This is a genomic window from Serratia sp. NGAS9 (assembly GCF_009905295.1).
In the GTDB taxonomy this organism is placed as follows: domain Bacteria; phylum Pseudomonadota; class Gammaproteobacteria; order Enterobacterales; family Enterobacteriaceae; genus Serratia; species Serratia bockelmannii.
Genome location: NZ_CP047605.1, coordinates 2162325 through 2181398, shown reverse-complemented (window position 1 = coordinate 2181398; position 19074 = coordinate 2162325). Strand labels below are relative to the sequence as shown.

The window sequence follows — 19074 nt, the reverse complement described above, 5'->3', positions numbered from 1 at the left end:
CCCGTTGCCGTTATTTCCCCGCCGGCGCCTGCGCGCCCAAAATGCCCTTGCCTTCCGGCACTTCGGTAAAGCGACTGAGGATCTCGCTGTAGGTCTTGGCCGGATCCAAATCCGGGAACTGCGCCGGATAGATAAACTTCGCCAGATACTCCAGCCCGACGATGTTGTACGGGTGGTTGTAGAAGTTATGGTAGATGCCGTAGAACCGCCCTTCCTTCACCGCCGACACCTGCGAGAACCCCGGGCGCTGCTTCATGCGGTTGAAGGCCTCATCCACCTGCTGCTGCGTGACGCCATAGCCGAACGGCACCGCGGCGTTGGTCTTGCTGGCCCACTGCGAGCCGGAAACGATATACGCATCCGGTTTCATAGCGATCACTTTTTCCAGCGCCACGTCGCCGGTCGCACCCGGCAGCAGCGCAGAGCCGATGTTGCGCGCGCCGACCGCCTCGACCAGTGCCCCCCAGCCGACGTGCGCATGGGTGAAGCAGCAAGATTCCAGGCCATTCAGGCCGGCCTTGGCTTCGAAGAACACCAACGGTTTGGGTGCCACCGCCTGCGTTTTGGCCAGAATGGCCTGATAATGCTGCTGATAATAATCGGTATATTGCTTGGCTTCGCTTTCACGGTTGAGGGTTTCCCCCAACAGCGTCACGCTTTTCGGCGTGTTTTCCACCGGCTTGAGCATGGTATCGATAAACAGCACCGGCACGTTCAGCGCCTTCAGCTTATCCAGCACGCCGGTTTGGCTCAGCGAAGGCTTGGAGCGCAGCTGGGCGATCATCAGATCGGGGCGCTTGGCGATCACGCTCTCCAGATTCACTTCGCCTTTATCGCTGAATCCCATATCGATGATGTTTTTCGCCGCCGGCCATTTGCTCTGCAAGATTTCCCAGGTCGCCGCGTCGCTTTTCTTCAGCAGGTTATTCCAGGCCACCAGCCGGCCGAACGGGTTGGCGCGATCGAGCAGCGCCAGCGTGAGAATGTCGCGCCCGTCCTGCACCACGATGCGTTTCGGCTCCTGCGGGAGGGTGACCGTCTGGCCAGAGGTGTCGGTCAGGGTCAACGGATAGGTAGTGGCCATCGCCGGAGAGGCGAGTAAGGCGGCGCAGACCAGCGCCGGCAAAGTGATTCGACGGTGCACGAAAGACTCCTTAGTCATGAATACATTCAGGAAATACTAATGAGAATGGCTTGCATTATCAAAGATAACGCCCAGCATGCCGGCGATTAATTGCAAAGGGATGTGTAAAGGAAGGATAAGAGGCGCACCGGAGCCGGCGCGCCCAGGGGATCACATCAGGCCGTAGATCAGCGCCGACAGCGCAATCAAGCCCATCACCAGCACGAAGACGTTGCTCGCCGCGCGATATTGGCGCATGGCCGGCACCGCACGCACCGCGTACATCGGCAGGATGAACAGGATCGCTGCAATCAGCGGGCCGCTGATGGTTTCGATGATGTGCAGCGCGCTGGGGTTCCACACCGTCGCCGCCCAGGTGAGCAGGAACAGTGCCACCGCCGAGATGCGGTGCGTCATGCACGAGCTGAGCGGCTTGCCGACCGCGCGCGTGACGCCATCGATCAGGCTGGTCGCCCCTTCCGTCACCCCCAGCGAGGTGCCGAGATAGGATTTAGCCATTGCCAGCATTGCCATCACCGGGCCGAGATAGGCGATCAGCGGGTTGGAAAACTTGTTGGCCAGCGTGGTCAGCACCGTGATGTTCTGATCTTTCGCCTGCTGCATGTCTTCATGGGACAGGCTCAGCACGCAGCTGAACACGAAAAACAGCACGGTAACGCAGATCAGCACATAGCTGTAGCGCATGATGCGCGCGCAGCGGCGCTCCGCCTTGTCGCCATACAGGCTCTTCTGGGTCGAGGCGAAGGAGGAAATGATCGGCGCATGGCTGAAGGAAAACACCATCACCGGCACCGCCAGCCACAGTGAATGCCACAGCCCCGGCGTGTCGAAGCGGGTGGTGGCCAGGCCGTGCACGAAGTTGGCGGTATTCCAGCTCGGCATCAGGTACAGCGAAATACCCATCAGGAACACCAGCAGCGGGAACACCAGCATGCCCATCGCCGCCACGATGCTGTCTTTGCCACGCAGCAGCACCAGATTGAGCACTACGACCACCGCCAGACTCAGCCAGATACGCGGCAGCGGCGCCACGTGGAACTGGTGGATCAGGAAGCTGTCCAGCGCGTTGGTGATCGAAATGCTGTACACCAGCACGATCGGGAAGAACGCCATCAGATACAGCATCATGATGATTTTTCCGGCCAGCACGCCGAAGTGTTCCACCACCACATCGTGAATATTGCCGTCGCGGCTGGAGCCAGAAAGCACGAAGCGGCTGAGCGCGCGGTGCGGCAAATAGGTCAACGGGAAAGCGAACAGCGCCATCAACAGCAGCACCAGCGGGCCGTTCAAACCGGCGTTGATCGGCAAGAACAATGTGCCGGCGCCCACCGCGGTGGCATAGAGACCGAACATCCAGACGGTGTCGGTTTTGTTCCATTTGGCAGGCTGAGCGGCCGTCAGCGTGCCTGAATCGGGAGAAATCGTACTCATGAGACAGTCTACCTTAATCTGCAGCGCCAACGATTGCGCCTAACGGGATATCCTTCTCCGCGAATTTTTTAATAGTAATCAGTGAATTAAAGCGATATTTCATACTTACGCCTGATGAAAGGACGGCAAAGGATAATGAAAAATCCGCTGCGGGTCTATGTTTTATCGGCTGAACGGATGATTTGCGAACAGAAAATGCTGAAAAAACCGGCACGGGCAGGAAAAACTAAGGGCTCCTTGCGGAGCCCTTAAGCGGTTTACTTCTTCGCGTCCGGATGGTCCGGCACCTCGGCGCTGCCCATCTCCTTCTCGTCGCGGATCATCGAGCGGTCTTTACGCACGTCGGCCACGTCGGAGGCGCCCACCGGTTTGGCGCTGTTGCCCCAGCTGGTACGGATGAAGTTCACCACGTCCGCCACCTGCTGATCGTTCAGACGCCAGCCAAACGGCGGCATGGTGATGTTGGACACCGCGCCCTGCACCGCCGGCGTGGTGTTACCGGTCAGCACGATGTGGATCAGCGAGGTCGCGTCCTCGGTCTGCACCACCGGGTTGCCCTTCAGCGACGGGAAGGCGCGCTTATAGCCCACGCCGTCGGTGCGGTGGCAGGCCGCGCAGTTATCGACATACAGCGCCGCGCCGGGCTTGCTGTCGTCACCGCGCCACAGATCCTTGGCCACGCTGTCTTCGACCGGCGCCGCCTGCTGCTTGCCGTCTTTCGGCGGCAGCGATTTCAGGTAGCGGGCGATGGCGGTCAGATCGTCGTCGCTCAGGTATTGCAGGCTGTGCTCCACCACGTCGCTCATGCCGCCAAACACGATCGCCTTGTCGTTACGGCCGGTTTTCAGGAACTCGGTCAGCTCGGCTTCGTTCCAGCTGCCCAGGCCATCCTTACGGTCGCTGCGCAAGCTGGAAGCCACCCAGCCGTCGATCGGCGCGTTGCTGCCGGACAGGTAGTCGTCGCTTTCGCTGTTGCTCAGCGCTTTTTCCTGCATGGTGATGCTGCGCGGGGTATGGCAGGCACCGCAGTGGCCCAGGCCTTCCACCAGGTAGCGGCCGCGCTCAATCACCGGATCGGCCTTGGCGTCAGCGACGAAATCCGCCGGCGACGGCGCGAACATGCCGCGCCAGATGCTCAGCGGCCAGCGCATCGACAGCGGCCACGGGATGTCGGAGTCCTTGTTGGCCTGCTCCACCGGCTGCACGCCGTGCATGAAATAGGCATACATGGCGCGCATGTCGTCCTCTTTCACCAGCGCGAACGACGGGTACGGCATCGCCGGGTACAGGGTGCTGCCGTTTTTGGCTACGCCCTTACGCACCGCGTTGTCGAAATCCTCGAAGCTGTAATCGCCGATGCCGGTTTTCTTGTCCGGCGTAATGTTGGTCGAGTAGATGGTGCCGATCGGCGTCTCCATCGCCAGACCGCCGGCGAAGGTTTTGCCGCTCTTGCCGTCGGTGTGGCAAGCCACGCAGTCGCCGGCGCGCGCCAGGTATTCACCGCGCTTGATCAGCTCGCTGCTGACGGTGGCGTCCTGCGCCCAAACGGAAAAACTCACTGCACTGAGAACCAGTGCCGGTACAAATGCTTTCATCGTTCGCCGTCCTTATGCCTGCACCAATGGGCCTGGGTTTTTCAGATACTGCTCGCGAATGGCGCGGGCAGACCAGTAAGCCAGCGCCGCCACGGTGCCGGTCGGGTTGTAGCCCAGCCCTTGCGGGAAGGCCGATGCGCCGATCGAGAACACGTTGTGCACGTCCCAGCTCTGCAGATAGCGGTTGACCGCGCTGGTCTTCGGATCTTCCCCCATTACCGCGCCGCCGTTCATATGGGTGGTCTGGTAGCTGGTGGTGTCGAAGTGGCTGTTGGCGTTTTTCGGGCTGCCGGCGATCAGTTTCGGGTTCATCGCCTTGGCGATCGGCGCCATCTTGTCGTACATGAACTGCGCCATCTTGATGTCGTTTTCCTGCCAGTCGAACGTCATGCGCAGCAGCGGCTGGCCAAAGACGTTCTTGTAGTTGGGATCGAGATCCAGATAGTTGTTGCGGTACGACTGGTGCGCGCCGTGGGCGTCCATCGAAACGTGGTGGGTGTAGGCATCCGCCACCGCCGCTTTCCATTTGCTGCCCCAGGCCGGGGTGCCCGGAGGCGTCGGCAGGCCGGAGATCGGCTTGGTGCCAGCCTGGTTGACCCAGAACGGCGAACCGCCGACGAAGCCTTCTTTGGCATGGTCGAAGTTATCGGCGTTGAAGTCGTCCACGCCCACGCCGTTGCCGCCGGCGCCGATGAACGGGTTGGTGAACACGTCTTTATCGAAGAACGCCTTGATGGTGGTCATGTTCTGGTAGGCGAAGTTGCGCCCGACCACGCCTTCGCCGGTCACCGGATCGTAAGGCTTGCCGATGCCGGACAGCAGCATCAGGTGCACGTTGTGGAACTGGAACGCGCCCAGGATCACCAGATCGGCCGGCTGTTCAATCTCGCGGCCCTGCGCATCGACGTAGTTCACGCCGGTGGCGCGGGATTTGTCGTCGGTCAGGTTGACCTTCAGCACGTTGGCGTTGGTGCGCAGCTCGAAACGTTTCTCCATGCGCAGCGCCGGCAAGATGTTGACGTTCGGCGAGGCCTTGGAATACATGTAGCAGGCGTAGCCGCTGCAGAAACCGCAGAAGTTGCACGGGCCCATCTGCGCGCCGTACGGGTTGGTGTAAGAGTCCGAGGTGTTGGCGGACGGCAGGTTGTAAGGGTGATAACCCACCTCCAGCGCCGCTTTCTCGAACAGCTGGGCGGAGTAGGTATTTTTCTGCGCCGGCAGCGGGAAGTCGCTGGAACGATCCGCCGCAAAGCGGTTGCCGCCCTTCTGCGCCACTTTCTGCCCTTTGATGGTCCAGGCGGTGCCGGAGGTGCCGAACACTTTCTCCGCTTTATCGAAGAACGGTTCCAGCTCGTCGTAGGTCACGCCGAAGTCCTGGATGGTCATGTCCTTCGGAATGAAGTTTTTGCCGTAGCGCTCTTCATAGTGGCTGCGCATGCGCAGTTCGATCGGATCAACGCGAAAATGCACGCCCGACCAGTGCAGGCCGGCACCGCCAACGCCGGTGCCCGGCAGGAACGCCGCCAGCTGGCGGTAAGGCACCGCGGTCTGGCTGCTGTTGTGGCGAATGGTGACGGTGCTTTTCGACAGATCCTGGAACAGTTTGCGGCGGATGTTATAGGTCAGCTCGTCGATCACCTGCGGATAAGAACCGTCCGGATAGGTGTCGCGCATCGGGCCACGCTCCAACGCCACCACGTTGAGGCCGGCCTCGGTCAGCTCTTTGGCCATGATCGCGCCCACCCAGCCGAAACCGACGATCACCGCATCTACTTTTTTCATTACCGTTGCCATGATCAGCCCCTCTCCCCACGAATCGAGACCGGCGGGAAGGGATAACGCTCCCCTCGCTCAACCCAGTCCATAAAATCGGCGCGCGCGCCCGGAAAATTAATCAGCTTCCAGCCCACCATGTCTTTGTTGCCGCCATGGATAGGATCGCTGAAGAAACCTTCGCGGGTGTTTTGCAACAGATAGGAGAAGAACAGTTTCGACGGCAGCTGCTGGAACTCCGCCTCGCCGGACTCGAACTTTTGCAGCATGGCGTCTTGCTGCGCGCCATCCAGTTCGGCGAAGGGCTTGCCGGCGGTTTTCTTGCTGTAGGCGTCGGCGTCACTGATGCCGAGGTTGTAGATTTGCTTGGGCACCAGCGGCAGCTGATAACCCATCTCCTTCGGCACATCGGGGTTGAATGGCCCCTGCATGTACCAGATGGAGCCGGTGGCGTATGGGGTATTCATCTGGCGATCGATAAACTCCGGTACGCCGGCTTCCAGTGCGCCAGGGCCGCGTTCGTCGGCCGGGATCAGGCGCGCGACGGCGGCCTTGATGAAGGCCCACTCTTCCGGGGTGAAAAAGGTCGGTTGGTAATCGTTCTGCGTTGAAGTGTTCGGGGCCGCGACCGCTGGTGCCGGTGCCGTCAGCGCGCCAACGCCACTGCCACCAATTACCGCCGCAGGAATTAAGGTCATCGATTTCAACAAGAAATCGCGCCGCGAATTGTTGGTTTTATGATTCGACATGTCACATTCCATCCAAAGATAGTCACAACTATTTAACCGCAACCTTGCGGTCGATACGGGTTTTTAAAATAATTTGTTACTTATTTGTCTATTTATTGAAGGTCAGAATGCGAGCAAATGCAAAAATGTTACCGGTAACTTATTGAATGAACGTAAAGATTTATCTGCTAACGTAAATTTAACTTTTTGTGCGGTTTTTCTGATAACCGGTGAGGAAATAACGAAAAATGAGAGGTGCGTCGTGCTCTTAAGCGGCGCCATAAACAAAATCGGCCGCGTTCAGCGGCCGATTCGACAAAAGAGAGGGTTACTGCGACATCGCCTGGTAGGCGGTGGTCACCTTCCACAAATAGCGCGGCGCCTGCGGTGCGGGGTGCTTTTTCTGGATGTGCTGATAAAACTCGTCCGGACTCATCTGATTGATGCGATTCACCGCCACACGCTTGTCCGAGGAGAAGGTGCGTAACATGGCACCCGCCCCGTTCACGTACGAAACGATGGTGGCATAACGCAGAGTCTGAGGGTTGTTGATCCCGGCTAGCTGCTGGCTTTGAAGAATATTGATATAGGCCGTTCCCAGATCAATATTGACCGCCGGATCCTTCAGCTCACGCGAGCTGGGTTGCCCGTTTCGTCCTTTCATGCGATAGGCGTCGCGGCCGGCGGTAGAAGCCTTAAGCTGCATCAATCCCACTGCGTTCGAGGTGCTGACCACGTTCGGGTTAAACCCGGACTCCACCTGAATAATCGCTTTAATCAGCGTTTCGTCAACGCCGTAGTTGCTGGCGGCCTGACGAATGTAATCGTTATAAGCAACCGGGGTGCCTGTGCGGTTTACCGGTGCCTGCGGAGCGGGTTTTAACCAACCGCCGCGCGTTGTGCCACTGCCTGAAATATTGCTTGCCGTTTGCGGGTCTTTGGCGCACCCCGACAAAAGCAAAATTGCCGTAAGGCAACCTATTTTTGTTTTCACAGAATCCCTCACTCCTTTCAATGAGTTGCGTAGCATATACAACTTGTAAGGACACCTGCAGTAATTTTTTGGGCTAATCTCAAGCTATCCATATACCAAGAGGTGATTTATGAGTCAATCTGCAACAAACTGCTTTGTGGTGACTTTTCGCTATCAGGAATCGGGATTAACCGACCTGGCGAAGCTGACCGGGCAATTGACGCGCGAAGGTTTTGTCACGTCGGTGACAGACGAAAATGGCGTTCACCATGAGCTCGGCAGCAACAGTTTCGCGTTCATAACCGTGCTGGATCAAGAGGATGTACTGCGCCTGGCGCAGGGGTTCGGGCAGTTGGCATTGGGAAAACAGCCGGAGGTGACGATATGCGCCTGTGAGGACTACCTTCAGCGGTTACATACTGATACATAAAATGCTATAACTCCCCGGACGGTATTATTTTTTCAGTTGGAGAAATACCCCGCCGGCGGTGGGCAAGTGACGCTTGACTTCGCTTCAATTGATATTGATAATCATTTTCATTTGAACCAGGAGACGTCATCATGCCATTGATAAGTTGCGCTTTTCGTCGCAGTCGCCCTTCCCGCGCTGCCGCACTGTTACGCCCTTTTACGCTCGCCTGCCTGCTGCTCGGCACCGCCTTGGTCAGTCAACACGCGCTGGCGGATAAAAAGCTGCGCGTGGTGACGACCTTTACCATCATTCAGGACATTGCCCAGAACGTGGCCGGTGACGCCGCCGTGGTGGAATCCATCACCAAGCCGGGCGCCGAGATCCACGACTATCAACCGACCCCACGCGACATCGTCAAAGCGCAGCACGCCGACCTGATCCTGTGGAACGGCATGAACCTGGAACGTTGGTTCCAGCGCTTCTTCGAAAACATCAAACAGGTGCCGGCGGCGGTTGTGACCGAAGGCATCACCCCGCTGCCGATCCGCGAAGGGCCGTATAACGGCAACCCGAACCCGCATGCCTGGATGTCGCCAAGCAACGCGCTGGTGTACATCGAGAACATTCGGAAAGCCCTGGTGGAGCACGATCCGGCACATGCGGAAACCTATAACCGCAACGCCAAAGCCTACGCAGAGAAAATCGGCGCACTGGACGCCCCACTGCGCGAACGCCTGGCGCGCATTCCGACCGCACAGCGTTGGCTGGTGACCAGCGAAGGCGCTTTCAGCTACCTGGCGCAGGACTATCAGCTGAAAGAAGTCTATCTGTGGCCGATCAACGCCGATGAGCAAGGTTCGCCGCAGCAGGTGCGCCGGGTAATCGACGCGGTGCGCGCCCACCATATTCCGGTGGTGTTCAGCGAAAGCACCATTTCCGACAAGCCGGCCAAGCAGGTAGCGAAAGAAACCGGCGCCAAATACGGCGGCGTGCTGTACGTAGATTCGCTGTCCACCCGCGACGGCCCAGTGCCGACCTATATCGACCTGCTTAACACCACCGTGCAAACCATCGCCAAAGGATTCGATCAATGACCCATGAACCGTTTGTCCGCCCTGAATTGAACGTGGACGACGTCACCGTGACCTACAACAACGGACACACCGCCATTCACAACGCCAGCTTTACCCTGAGCGGCGGTTCGATCTGCGCACTGGTCGGCGTCAACGGCAGCGGTAAATCGACGTTGTTCAAAAGCATCATGGGCCTGGTCAGGCCCACCAGCGGCCGGGTGTCGCTCAGCGACAAACCGGTAGCGGACGCGCTGAAAAAGAACCTGATCGCCTACGTGCCGCAGACCGAGGACGTCGACTGGAACTTCCCGGTGCTGGTGGAAGACGTGGTGATGATGGGCCGCTACGGCAAGATGAATTTCCTGCGCATTCCGTCGCGAGAGGACCGGTTGCGGGTTGACAAGGCGCTGGAGCGGGTCGGCCTCAGCGAGCTGCGCGGTCGGCAGATCGGCGAGCTGTCCGGCGGCCAGAAAAAGCGCGTGTTTCTGGCGCGCGCGCTGGCGCAACAGGGCACCGTGCTGCTGCTGGATGAACCGTTCACCGGCGTGGATGTGAAAACCGAGAATGCCATTATCGAGCTGCTGCGCGCATTGCGCGACGAGGGGCATCTGATCCTGGTCTCCACCCACAACCTCGGCAGCGTGCCGGAGTTTTGCGATCGGGTGATCCTCATCAACCGCACGGTGCTGGCCGCCGGCCCAACCGAAACCACCTTCACGCAGAGCAACCTGGAGCAGGCATTCGGCGGCGTGCTGCGCCATATCAACCTCTCAGGCCCGGATCTGCACGACGACAACGATCCGCGCACCGTTACGGTGTTGACCGACGATGAGCGCCCGGCGGTGTTCTACGGCCACACCAAGAGCGATCCGCCGGCCAACAGCCAGGCCAGGGAGAAACAATCCTGATGCTGGACCTTCTGCTGCAACCTTTCAGTTATAACTACATGGTGAAAGCCATCTGGGTCAGCGCCATCGTCGGCGCCGCCTGCGCGTTCCTGTCCGCCTATCTGATGCTGAAGGGATGGTCGTTGATGGGCGATGCGCTGTCGCACTCGGTGGTGCCCGGCGTGGCCGGCGCCTACGCCCTCGGCCTGCCCTACGCCGCCGGCGCCTTCTTTACCGGCATGCTGGCGGCGCTGGCGATGACGCTGGTGCGCCACATCACCCGCCTGCGCGAAGACGCCATCATCGGCTTCATCTTCTCCACCTTCTTCGCCGTCGGCCTGCTGATCGTGTCGCTCAACCCCACCTCAGTCAACGTACAGTCGATCATCTTCGGCAATATCCTCGGCATCGCCGACGAAGACGTGCTGCAGGTGGAAATCATCATCGGCGTTTCGCTGCTGATCCTGTGTCTGGTGTGGAAAGACCTGCTGGCGGTGTTCTTCGACGAAAGCCACGCGGTATCGATCGGCCTGTCGCCGCTGAAGCTGAAGATCCTGTTCTTCACCCTGCTCAGCGCCTGCACCGTCGCCGCGCTGCAAACCGTCGGCGCCATTTTGGTGATCGCCATGGTGATCACGCCGGGCGCCACCGCCTATCTGCTGACCGACCGCTTCAGCCGGCTGGTGATCATCGCCATCATCATCGGCGCATTGACCAGCGGCATCGGCGCCTACCTGAGTTTCTTCCTCGATGGCGCCACCGGCGGGGTGATCGTCACCCTGCAAACGCTGGTGTTCCTGGCGGCGTTCTTCTTCGCGCCGAAACACGGCCTGCTGGCGTCCCGGCGCCGTGTGGCGCATTCGCAAACCGGAGGCCGCTGATGGACACCCTGTATCAACTGCTCAGCGAACCCTTCGCCTACCCGTTCATGCAGCGGGCGATCGTCGCCGCCATCGTCACCGGCGTAGTGTGCGCCGTGCTCTCCTGCTATCTGGTGCTCAAAGGCTGGTCGCTGATGGGTGACGCCATCTCGCACGCGGTACTGCCCGGCATCGTGGTGGCGTTCGTGGTCGGCATCCCGCTGGCGATCGGCGCCTTCCTCTCCGGCATCTTTTGCGCGGTAGCCACCGGCTACCTGAAAGAGAACAGCCGGGTGAAAGAAGACACGGTGATGGGCATCGTCTTTTCCGGCATGTTCGCCTTCGGCCTGGTGCTGTTCTCGCGCATCGACACCGACCAACACCTAAGCCACATTCTGTTCGGCAACATGCTGGGCATCACCGACGGCGAGCTGAAGCAAACCCTGCTGATTGCCGGCATCACCCTGGCGGTGGTGTTGCTCAAGCGCAAAGACTTCATGCTGTACTGTTTCGACCCGCACCACGCCCGGGTGATTGGCCTGCCGGTCAAGCTGCTGCACTACGGGCTGCTTTGCCTGCTGGCGATGACCATCGTCGCCTCGCTGCAGGCCGTGGGGGTGATCCTGGTGATCGCCATGCTGATCGCCCCCGGCATCATCGCCTTTATGCTGTGCCGCCGGTTTGATCGCATGCTGATGGTGGCAACGGTGGTGTCGGTGTTCTCTTGCGTGCTCGGCACCCTGATCAGCTTCCACATCGACGGCGCCACCGGGCCCTGTATCGTCATCGTGCAGGCCGTGCTGTTCGTTGTCGCCTTGTTGTACAGCAAGCTGCGCCCGTTACAGGGTAACCAAAATGCCCCGATGGGCAGTTAAACGCCCCTCTGATGCGGCGGTGTGCCCCGCCGCATCCTATTCCTCCGCTGGCTTATCCGTTGTCATCAAGTTGCAATCGGTATTGCGCTTAAATTAATCAATAGGGTATATACTTTGAGCTGGCGAGGCGCTGAAAAAATCGCCGCCTTTGACGCCGGCTGTGCGCCGCGTCGTGTTTTCACCACGGGAAAGACGCTAACCTAATGAATTATCAGGCAGCACAGAGGGGGAAATACCATGTGGCAAGCCGTTAGCCGTCTGTTAAGTGAACATCTTGGCAGCGCAGAGATACGCGAAAGGATTGAACTGCCCGGGGGCGACATTCACCCGGCGTGGCGCGTGAGTTACGGTGACAACGAGGTGTTCGTGAAATGCGACGCCCGTGAACAACTGCCGATATTCACCGCTGAGGCCGATCAGCTGGCGTTGCTGGCGCGCAGCAAAAGCGTGCGGGTGCCGGAAGTGTACGGCGTCGGCAGCGATCGCGACTACAGCTTCCTGCTGCTGGAGTATCAGCAGTTGAAACCCCTCGACGCCCACGGCGCCTACTGTCTGGGCCAGCAGTTGGCGCACCTGCATCAGTGGAGCGAGCAACCGCAGTTCGGTCTCGACTTCGACAGCGATCTGACCACTACCCCGCAACCCAACGCCTGGCAGCGCCGCTGGTCGGAATTTTTCGCCGAACAGCGCATCGGCTGGCAGCTGCAGCTGGCGGCGGAAAAAGGCATGACCTTCGGCGACATCGACGACATTGTCGATCGGGTGTATCTGCGCTTGCAGCACCACCAGCCGCAGCCTTCGCTGCTGCATGGCAACCTGTGGCCGGGCAACTGCGCGATGACCGCCAACGGGCCGATCCTGTTCGATCCGGCCAGCTACTGGGGCGACCGAGAGTGCGACTTGGCGATGCTGCCGCTGCATCCGGAGCTGCCGCCGCAGATCTACGACGGCTATCAGAGCGTGTGGCCGCTGGAGGCCGGATTTATCGAGCGCCAGCCGCTGTATCAGCTGTACTACCTGCTCAACCGCAGCAATCTGTTCGGCGGCCAGCATTTGGTGGCTGCCCAACGCGCGGTGGAGGCGCTGCTGCAGCCGGAGGCGTCGTAACGTACCGGGGCGCCGAGCGGCGCCCCGGTCATGGTTCAGGCCGCGCCGGCCAACTGCCCCAACAGGCGGATCACGAACCAGGCGATCACCGCAATCACGATAGGCAGGATGTACAGCGGGAAGTATTGCAGGAAGATGGTGTGGTGCGGCAGCGTAATGCGCTCCTCAAGCTGTTGGCGCGTGTGCCCTTCGCTGCCCTTGGCCTGCTCCAGGATCATCTGGTCTTCCAACCCTTCGCGGATGAACTTGACCTGACGCGACATGCGCGCGCCGGAGGCCTGCAGCGCCAGCCCGACGAAGATCAGAATATAGATGATGATGAACATCAGATTGGCGCCGCTGAACAGGCTTTTATCCACGTCAGGCACCGGTGAGTTGTACCAGAAAAGGTTCAGGAACGGCGTGTTGAAACGCACCATGTCCACCATCACGTGGACAAAATCCAGCATCACTGCGTTGATGCCCTTGGTTTTTTCACTGTGCTGATAGATAAAGCCCAGCACGGAAATCAGCGTCGACAGCAACGCCGGGATAAAAACCACCCATCCGAGAATGCGTTTCAAAATGGCGAGACGCCCGGCCTGTTGATACGTCATGTGTTCCCCTTGTTAGCGACGTAACCGAATCGGCTAAGTCTACCTGCTGTTGGCGAAACTCGCCCACCGTTTTCTTCACTCCCTCTGTGCTACAAGCTTAGCCGAATTCGTCGAAATCAAAAACTTAACGGCGCCGGCACACTATCATTGAAGGGGTAACGTTATCCATTCGGACAGAGGCCGCCATGATTCGACTGATTATCTTATTGCTGGGCGCCCAGGCGCTGCACGGCCAGCGCCGCCTGCTGGTGCTGTTCGGTTGGCTGTGGATAGCCGCAGGGGCGCTGATGTTGTTCGACATACTGCAGGATGGCCGGTCGGTGCTGGCGCTGGATGCGCTGGCGGTCATCCTGGCGCTGGAGGGGCTGGTGGCGATATCCGCTGCGCTGGTGATCGGCTCTTCGGCCAGCAGGCCGGTGTTGCTGAAGGGATTGGGTTTCGTGTTTATGGCCTTTTTAATGCTGGACGTGCCCGCAGACGATAACATCGTCGCCACCGTGGTGTTTGGCAGCGCGCTGCTGCTTGACGGCGCCGTGCGCATCGCCTCCTCCACGGTGATTCAACACAGTCGATGGAAAGGCGTGGCGCTGGCGGGCGGCGGCGAGATCCTGCTTTCGTTGATGATTTTTGTCGGCTGGCCGGCGCCGCATCGGATGACGGTGCCCTTTTGCCTCGGCGTGATGATGGTGCTTTCCGGCTGGGCCTTATTGCGTATCGCCCGGAGACTGACAAGCTTCTCTCTGAATCAGCACCCCGCGCGGCAGCCACCGCACCCGGAGGATGAGACTGCGCCACTCACGGTGTACGTCTGGACACCGATTGGTGCGGCTAAAGATCCACGCCGACGTTACATCGTCGACCGATACATCGCGGCGGTCGACGGCGGCGGCAATATCTCCACCGGTCATGCCGCCCTGGCGCTCGCGCCGGATGTGTATATCAGTCACTACCCGCTCAACGACATCAGCCATTCCGTTCAGGATTTCCGCCAGTTGTTGCATGCCGGCGAGCAGAACAACGTCGACGGGCGTTTCCTGCCCGACCTGCCGGGTGAGATCGCCGCCTGGTGCCCACCGGACAAGAAAATTCAATTCTACCGCTATAACCCGGCGGCGCTGCGCGCATTCTGGCTGCGTTATCGGCAAGACGCCACCTACAATCTGACCCGACGCAACTGTTCCACCACGGTCATCGGCGCGCTCGACAGCGCGTTGGAAGGCGTACTGGGCGATAAACACCTGTGGCGCCGCTTTCTGTTGCTGGTGTTGGATCCCAATCTGTGGATGCTGGCGGTACTGCGCAGCCGCGGCGAAAGCATGACCTGGACGCCGGGTTTGGTGCTGGACTACGCACGCATGTTGCAACAGGTCACCGAGCGTCAACATCAGCGCTGGTGGCTAAAATTGCGCGAGGCGTGGAATATCCTGCGTTTTGGCAAAAGCCAAACGCGCAGGCAAAGGTTTTAGTCTCGTCACCGGCGATGATAAAGTGTCGGGCACATTCACCCGCGCCGGCAGGAGTTAACCGTTAATGGCTTATTCGCAACGCATTGAAACCGCAATTTTTGATATGGACGGCTTGTTGATCGACTCGGAACCGCTGTGGCTGCAGGCCGAGCTGGATATCTTCGGCGCGCTGGGTTTGGATCTGTCCGACCGTCACAAGCTGCCGGACACGCTGGGGTTGCGCATCGATCTGGTGGTGAAGATGTGGTACCAGGCGATGCCGTGGCAAGGGGTTTCGCTCGATGAGGTGTCGGCGCGGATTATCGAGCGCGCCATCGAGCTGGTGCACGAGACGCGCCCGCTGCTGCCGGGCGTTCAGCAGGCGCTGGAGCTGTGCCGCAGCCAGGGGCTGAACATTGGCCTCGCCTCCGCCTCGCCGCTGCACATGCAACAGCAGGTGCTGAAGATGTTCGATCTTGAAGGTTACTTCGATCAGCTGGTTTCCGCCGAATACCTGCCGTACAGCAAACCACACCCTGAGGTCTACCTGATCGCCGCCGAGCGCCTGGGCAGCGATCCGCTGCGCTGCATCACGCTGGAAGACTCCTTTAACGGCATGATCGCCACCAAGGCCGCACGCATGCGTTCCATCGTCATCCCGGCGGCCGAATACCGTCACGATCCGCGCTGGGCGCTGGCGGACCACAAGCTGGAGACCCTGGAACAGCTCACTCCCGCCCACTTTGCCTGACCTGCGGCGCCGGCCATCGGCGCCCTGGCTTTCCGCTCTGCGCCATAAAAGGGATCCGTGCCGCAAAACAAACGAAACATCGTTTCATTATTATTGAATCGGCATGCTGTTATTATTATGCTGGGTGGCAGGGAAAGCGACGGCCCACGGCGCGTTGTCACTGCCACGCAGCGCGGTTCAAGGCCGCCGCTTCCTCCCGCCACACGCCAAGCCACCGTCTTTTTTCTCATCTTCATGCATCGCCCATCGCCCGCTTTTTGTTCTCGCCAGTCAAAATCGATGATTTGTTACGCAGCACCGTAACAAGCCGTTGTAAAACAGGGAAAAATAAACAATTGGTTACAGGGTAACTGCTTCCACTACTGGGAATTTTCCCATATACTGGATAAATTAACAGTTTACCAGCCGGAATCGCAACAGCATGACCGCGGAAGGACATCTCATTTTCTCTGTCGCTTGCGCGATCTTCGCCAAGAAGGCGGAAGTGACGCCAGAGCTGGCTACCGGCGACTGGTGGCACATCATACCCGCCGCGCTGCTCACCTCGCTGCTGCCGGACATCGATCACCCCAAGTCGGTACTGGGCCAGCGCCTGCGCTGGATCGCCCTGCCCATCGCCCGCGCCTTCGGCCACCGCGGTTTCACCCACAGCCTGCTGGCGATCGCCGGCGGCATGGCGCTGTTTCAGCTGGACGTGCCGCGTAGCTGGCCGATCCCGGCCGACGCGCTGCACGCCATGATCATCGGTTACTTCAGCCATCTGCTGGCCGACATGCTCACGCCCGCCGGCGTGCCGCTGCTGTGGCCGTGCCGCTGGCGTTTTCGCCTGCCCCTGCTCAACTCGCAAAAAGGCAACCAGCTGGAGCGCGTACTGTGTCTGTGCCTGGTGGCGTTTGCCATCTGCTGGCAAGGCGATTTCACCCTGCCGGTGCAATCCTATGTCGAGCAAATCAGAAATATCAGACTCTGATCACAAAAATACGCCCAATCCATCATCTTGATGTATATAAAACAAACAAAAACACACAAAAAGCTATATCAAATTCCATTTGGATATAAGTAGGCCACTCAGCAAACTGTTACGATATTTACATCGCGACATACGTGATGCGTAGTCGTTTTTATAAGAAAGATTATTGGAGACATTGGGGATGAATCTTCCGCTCGTGATTAACGTGCTGGTGTTTGTCGCGCTTCTTTTGCTGCTGGCGCAAACCCGCCACAAGCAATGGAGCCTGGCGAAAAAAGTGCTGGTCGGCCTGGTGGTCGGCGTAGTATTCGGTCTGGGCCTGCAGCTGGTGTACGGCGCCGACAACCCGGTACTGAAAGAATCCATCAGCTGGTTCAACATCGTCGGCAACGGCTATGTGCAACTGCTGCAAATGATCGTCATGCCGCTGGTGTTCGCCTCAATCCTGAGCGCGGTCGCCAAACTGCATAACGCCTCTTCTCTGGGCAAAATCAGCGTCCTGACTATCGGCACGCTGCTGTTCACCACGCTGATCTCGGCGCTGGTGGGCGTGCTGGTCACCAACCTGTTCAGCCTGACCGCCGAAGGCCTGGTGCAGGGCGCGCAGGAAAGCGCGCGCCTGACGGCGATCCAGACCAACTACGTGGGTAAACTGGCCGATCTGACCGTGCCGCAGATGGTGCTGTCGTTCATCCCGAAAAACCCGTTCGCCGATCTGACCGGCGCCAGCCCGACCTCGATCATCAGCGTGGTGATTTTCGCCACCTTCCTCGGCGTGGCGTCGCTGCAGCTGCTGAAAGACGACAAGCCGAAAGGCGAGCGCGTGCTGGTGGCTATCGACACCCTGCAGGCCTGGGTGATGAAGCTGGTGCGTCTGGTCATGAAGCTGACGCCGTACGGCGTGCTGGCGCTGATGACCAAAGTGGTCGCTGGTTCCAACATTCACGACATCGTCAAGCTCGGCAGCTTCGTGGTGGCCTCGTACATCGGCCTGGCCATCATGTTCGTGGTACATGCCATCTTGCTGGCCTTCACCGGCGTTAACCCGATGAAATTCTTCCGCAAGGTGTGGCCGGTGATCACCTTCGCCTTCACCAGCCGCTCCAGCGCCGCCAGCATTCCCTTGAACGTGGAAGCGCAGACCCGCCGCCTGGGCGTGCCGGAATCCATCGCCAGCTTCTCGGCGTCCTTCGGCGCCACCATCGGCCAGAACGGCTGTGCGGGCCTCTACCCGGCGATGCTGGCGGTGATGGTTGCGCCGACCGTCGGCATCAACCCGTTGGATCCGGTGTGGATCGCCACCCTGGTTGGCATCGTCACCCTCAGCTCCGCCGGTGTGGCGGGCGTGGGCGGCGGCGCCACCTTCGCCGCGCTGATCGTACTGCCGGCGATGGGCCTGCCGGTGACGCTGGTCGCGCTGTTGATCTCGGTCGAACCACTGATCGACATGGGCCGTACCGCGCTGAACGTCAACGGCTCCATGGCGGCAGGCACCATCACCAGCCAGCTGATGAAGCAAACCGACAAAGCCGTGATGGACAGCGAAGACGAAGTCGAATTGGCTCACAGCTAACGCCCTCTCAGATCGAAAAAACCGGGGATTATCCCCGGTTTTTTTATGCCCCGCGTTCGGTCGTTACGGCCGCTCGCCGTTCGCCAGCCGCCGGTTGATATCGGCGATCACATCCGGTAATTGCGCCAGCGTGTCTATCACATAATGCGCGCCCGCCGCGTACAGCTTATCGGCGGCCGCCGTGCGGCGCTGCTCTATTTCCCCTGCCGCCATTTGACGGTACTCCGACCAGGTAGCGCCGAACTCGTTGCCGGACAGCGCCAGCCCGACGCTCCACATCCCGGCGTTCAGCCCTTCGGCAATGCCCGGCACCGCGTCATCGACCTTCACGCAGTGCGCCACCGCATCGATGCCCAGCGCGATGACGTTCTGCAACGCCATCCACGGCCCCGGTCGGCCGCCGGCCGCAAGATCGTCGGTGGCGACCCAATAATCCGGCGCATAGCCGCGCTGCGCGGCGGCCGGCGCCAGCACCTCCATCACCGCGCGCGGATAACCGGAGCAGGAACCGATTTTGATGCCCTGTTCGCGCAGCCCGGCAATCACCTGCGGCACGCCCTCGATGGGATCGGCAAAGTCGATCACTTTGGCGATTTGCAGCGGCATAAACGCCTGATACAGCGCGTCGATATCCTGGTGGCTCATCGAGCGGCCCAGCCTCTGCCGCCAGCGCGCGTCAACCGCCGGCAGTTTGCCCAGCGCCTCGATGTGCTGCCATTTGCCGAGCCCCATCGGAATGCGCGCCTCCGCCAGGCTGATGTCGATATCGAAGGTTTGCTTGAACGCCTCGACAAAAATCTGCGTTGGCGCAAAGGAGCCGAAGTCCACCGTGGTGCCGGCCCAGTCGAGGATCACTGCGTTGATCTGTTTCATGGTTA

18 protein-coding genes are annotated in these 19074 nt (G+C 59.8%); 10 read left to right on the top strand and 8 right to left on the bottom strand.

Annotated features, from left to right (window positions below; genetic code table 11):
- Positions 1-10 precede the first annotated feature (10 nt).
- From GUC32_RS10565 to GUC32_RS10540, 6 genes are all read right to left on the bottom strand, one after another.
- Complete coding sequence (locus GUC32_RS10565) at positions 11-1144, bottom strand: ABC transporter substrate-binding protein (protein ID WP_072627712.1); 1134 nt, start codon at positions 1142-1144, stop codon at positions 11-13.
- Between the two features lie 150 nt (positions 1145-1294).
- Positions 1295-2578 carry a serine/threonine protein kinase gene (locus GUC32_RS10560; RefSeq protein WP_025302611.1) on the bottom strand — a complete coding sequence of 428 codons (1284 nt, stop codon included), beginning with the start codon at positions 2576-2578 and terminating at the stop codon, positions 1295-1297.
- Positions 2579-2835: 257 nt separating this feature from the next.
- Positions 2836-4173: a cytochrome c gene (locus GUC32_RS10555; protein WP_369435717.1), complete on the bottom strand. Its 1338-nt coding sequence runs from the start codon at positions 4171-4173 to the stop codon at positions 2836-2838.
- A 12-nt stretch (positions 4174-4185) separates the two neighbouring features.
- Positions 4186-5967 (bottom strand): GMC family oxidoreductase, encoded by a 1782-nt coding sequence (locus GUC32_RS10550; RefSeq protein ID WP_025302609.1) that lies wholly within the window; start codon positions 5965-5967, stop codon positions 4186-4188.
- Between the two features lie 2 nt (positions 5968-5969).
- Positions 5970-6695: a gluconate 2-dehydrogenase subunit 3 family protein gene (locus GUC32_RS10545; protein ID WP_049295472.1), complete on the bottom strand. Its 726-nt coding sequence runs from the start codon at positions 6693-6695 to the stop codon at positions 5970-5972.
- Between the two features lie 307 nt (positions 6696-7002).
- A complete protein-coding gene (locus GUC32_RS10540; protein ID WP_369435716.1) occupies positions 7003-7668 on the bottom strand; it encodes a transglycosylase SLT domain-containing protein in 666 nt (221 codons plus the stop codon).
- A 109-nt stretch (positions 7669-7777) separates the two neighbouring features.
- Here GUC32_RS10540 and ghoS point away from each other — a divergent pair, with 109 nt between their 5' ends.
- The 6 genes from ghoS to GUC32_RS10510 all read left to right on the top strand — a co-directional run bounded on the left by ghoS (position 7778) and on the right by GUC32_RS10510 (position 12861).
- A complete protein-coding gene (gene ghoS / locus GUC32_RS10535; protein ID WP_342099760.1) occupies positions 7778-8077 on the top strand; it encodes a type V toxin-antitoxin system endoribonuclease antitoxin GhoS in 300 nt (99 codons plus the stop codon).
- Positions 8078-8208: 131 nt separating this feature from the next.
- Positions 8209-9153 (top strand): metal ABC transporter substrate-binding protein, encoded by a 945-nt coding sequence (locus tag GUC32_RS10530; protein WP_025302605.1) that lies wholly within the window; start codon positions 8209-8211, stop codon positions 9151-9153.
- Positions 9150-10040: a manganese/iron ABC transporter ATP-binding protein gene (locus GUC32_RS10525; RefSeq protein ID WP_043143367.1), complete on the top strand. Its 891-nt coding sequence runs from the start codon at positions 9150-9152 to the stop codon at positions 10038-10040. Before GUC32_RS10530 ends, GUC32_RS10525 begins: the two co-directional genes overlap by 4 nt.
- Entirely contained in the window at positions 10040-10900 is an 861-nt protein-coding gene (yfeC, locus tag GUC32_RS10520; protein ID WP_015377686.1) for an iron/manganese ABC transporter permease subunit YfeC, read from the top strand. Before GUC32_RS10525 ends, yfeC begins: the two co-directional genes overlap by 1 nt.
- Positions 10900-11754 (top strand): metal ABC transporter permease, encoded by an 855-nt coding sequence (locus GUC32_RS10515; RefSeq protein ID WP_025302603.1) that lies wholly within the window; start codon positions 10900-10902, stop codon positions 11752-11754. Before yfeC ends, GUC32_RS10515 begins: the two co-directional genes overlap by 1 nt.
- Positions 11755-11991: 237 nt before the next feature.
- Positions 11992-12861: a fructosamine kinase family protein gene (locus tag GUC32_RS10510; RefSeq protein WP_342103185.1), complete on the top strand. Its 870-nt coding sequence runs from the start codon at positions 11992-11994 to the stop codon at positions 12859-12861.
- Positions 12862-12896: 35 nt separating this feature from the next.
- On the opposite strand, the gene GUC32_RS10505 is transcribed toward GUC32_RS10510, so the two are convergent.
- Positions 12897-13457: a YniB family protein gene (locus tag GUC32_RS10505; RefSeq protein WP_025302601.1), complete on the bottom strand. Its 561-nt coding sequence runs from the start codon at positions 13455-13457 to the stop codon at positions 12897-12899.
- A 185-nt stretch (positions 13458-13642) separates the two neighbouring features.
- Between GUC32_RS10505 and GUC32_RS10500 the strand changes: the two genes are divergently transcribed.
- From GUC32_RS10500 to GUC32_RS10485, 4 genes are all read left to right on the top strand, one after another.
- The gene (locus GUC32_RS10500) at positions 13643-14923 is read left to right on the top strand and encodes an HdeD family acid-resistance protein (protein ID WP_025302600.1); all 1281 of its coding nucleotides are present in this window, start codon (positions 13643-13645) and stop codon (positions 14921-14923) included.
- A 64-nt stretch (positions 14924-14987) separates the two neighbouring features.
- Complete coding sequence (gene hxpB, locus GUC32_RS10495; protein WP_043143363.1) at positions 14988-15653, top strand: hexitol phosphatase HxpB; 666 nt, start codon at positions 14988-14990, stop codon at positions 15651-15653.
- A gap of 421 nt (positions 15654-16074) precedes the next feature.
- Entirely contained in the window at positions 16075-16623 is a 549-nt protein-coding gene (locus GUC32_RS10490) for a metal-dependent hydrolase (RefSeq protein ID WP_004931456.1), read from the top strand.
- 181 nt (positions 16624-16804) lie between these two features.
- Complete coding sequence (locus GUC32_RS10485) at positions 16805-18196, top strand: L-cystine transporter (RefSeq protein WP_369435715.1); 1392 nt, start codon at positions 16805-16807, stop codon at positions 18194-18196.
- 63 nt (positions 18197-18259) lie between these two features.
- On the opposite strand, the gene phnX is transcribed toward GUC32_RS10485, so the two are convergent.
- A complete protein-coding gene (gene phnX / locus GUC32_RS10480) occupies positions 18260-19069 on the bottom strand; it encodes a phosphonoacetaldehyde hydrolase (protein ID WP_164062558.1) in 810 nt (269 codons plus the stop codon).
- Positions 19070-19074 lie beyond the last annotated feature (5 nt).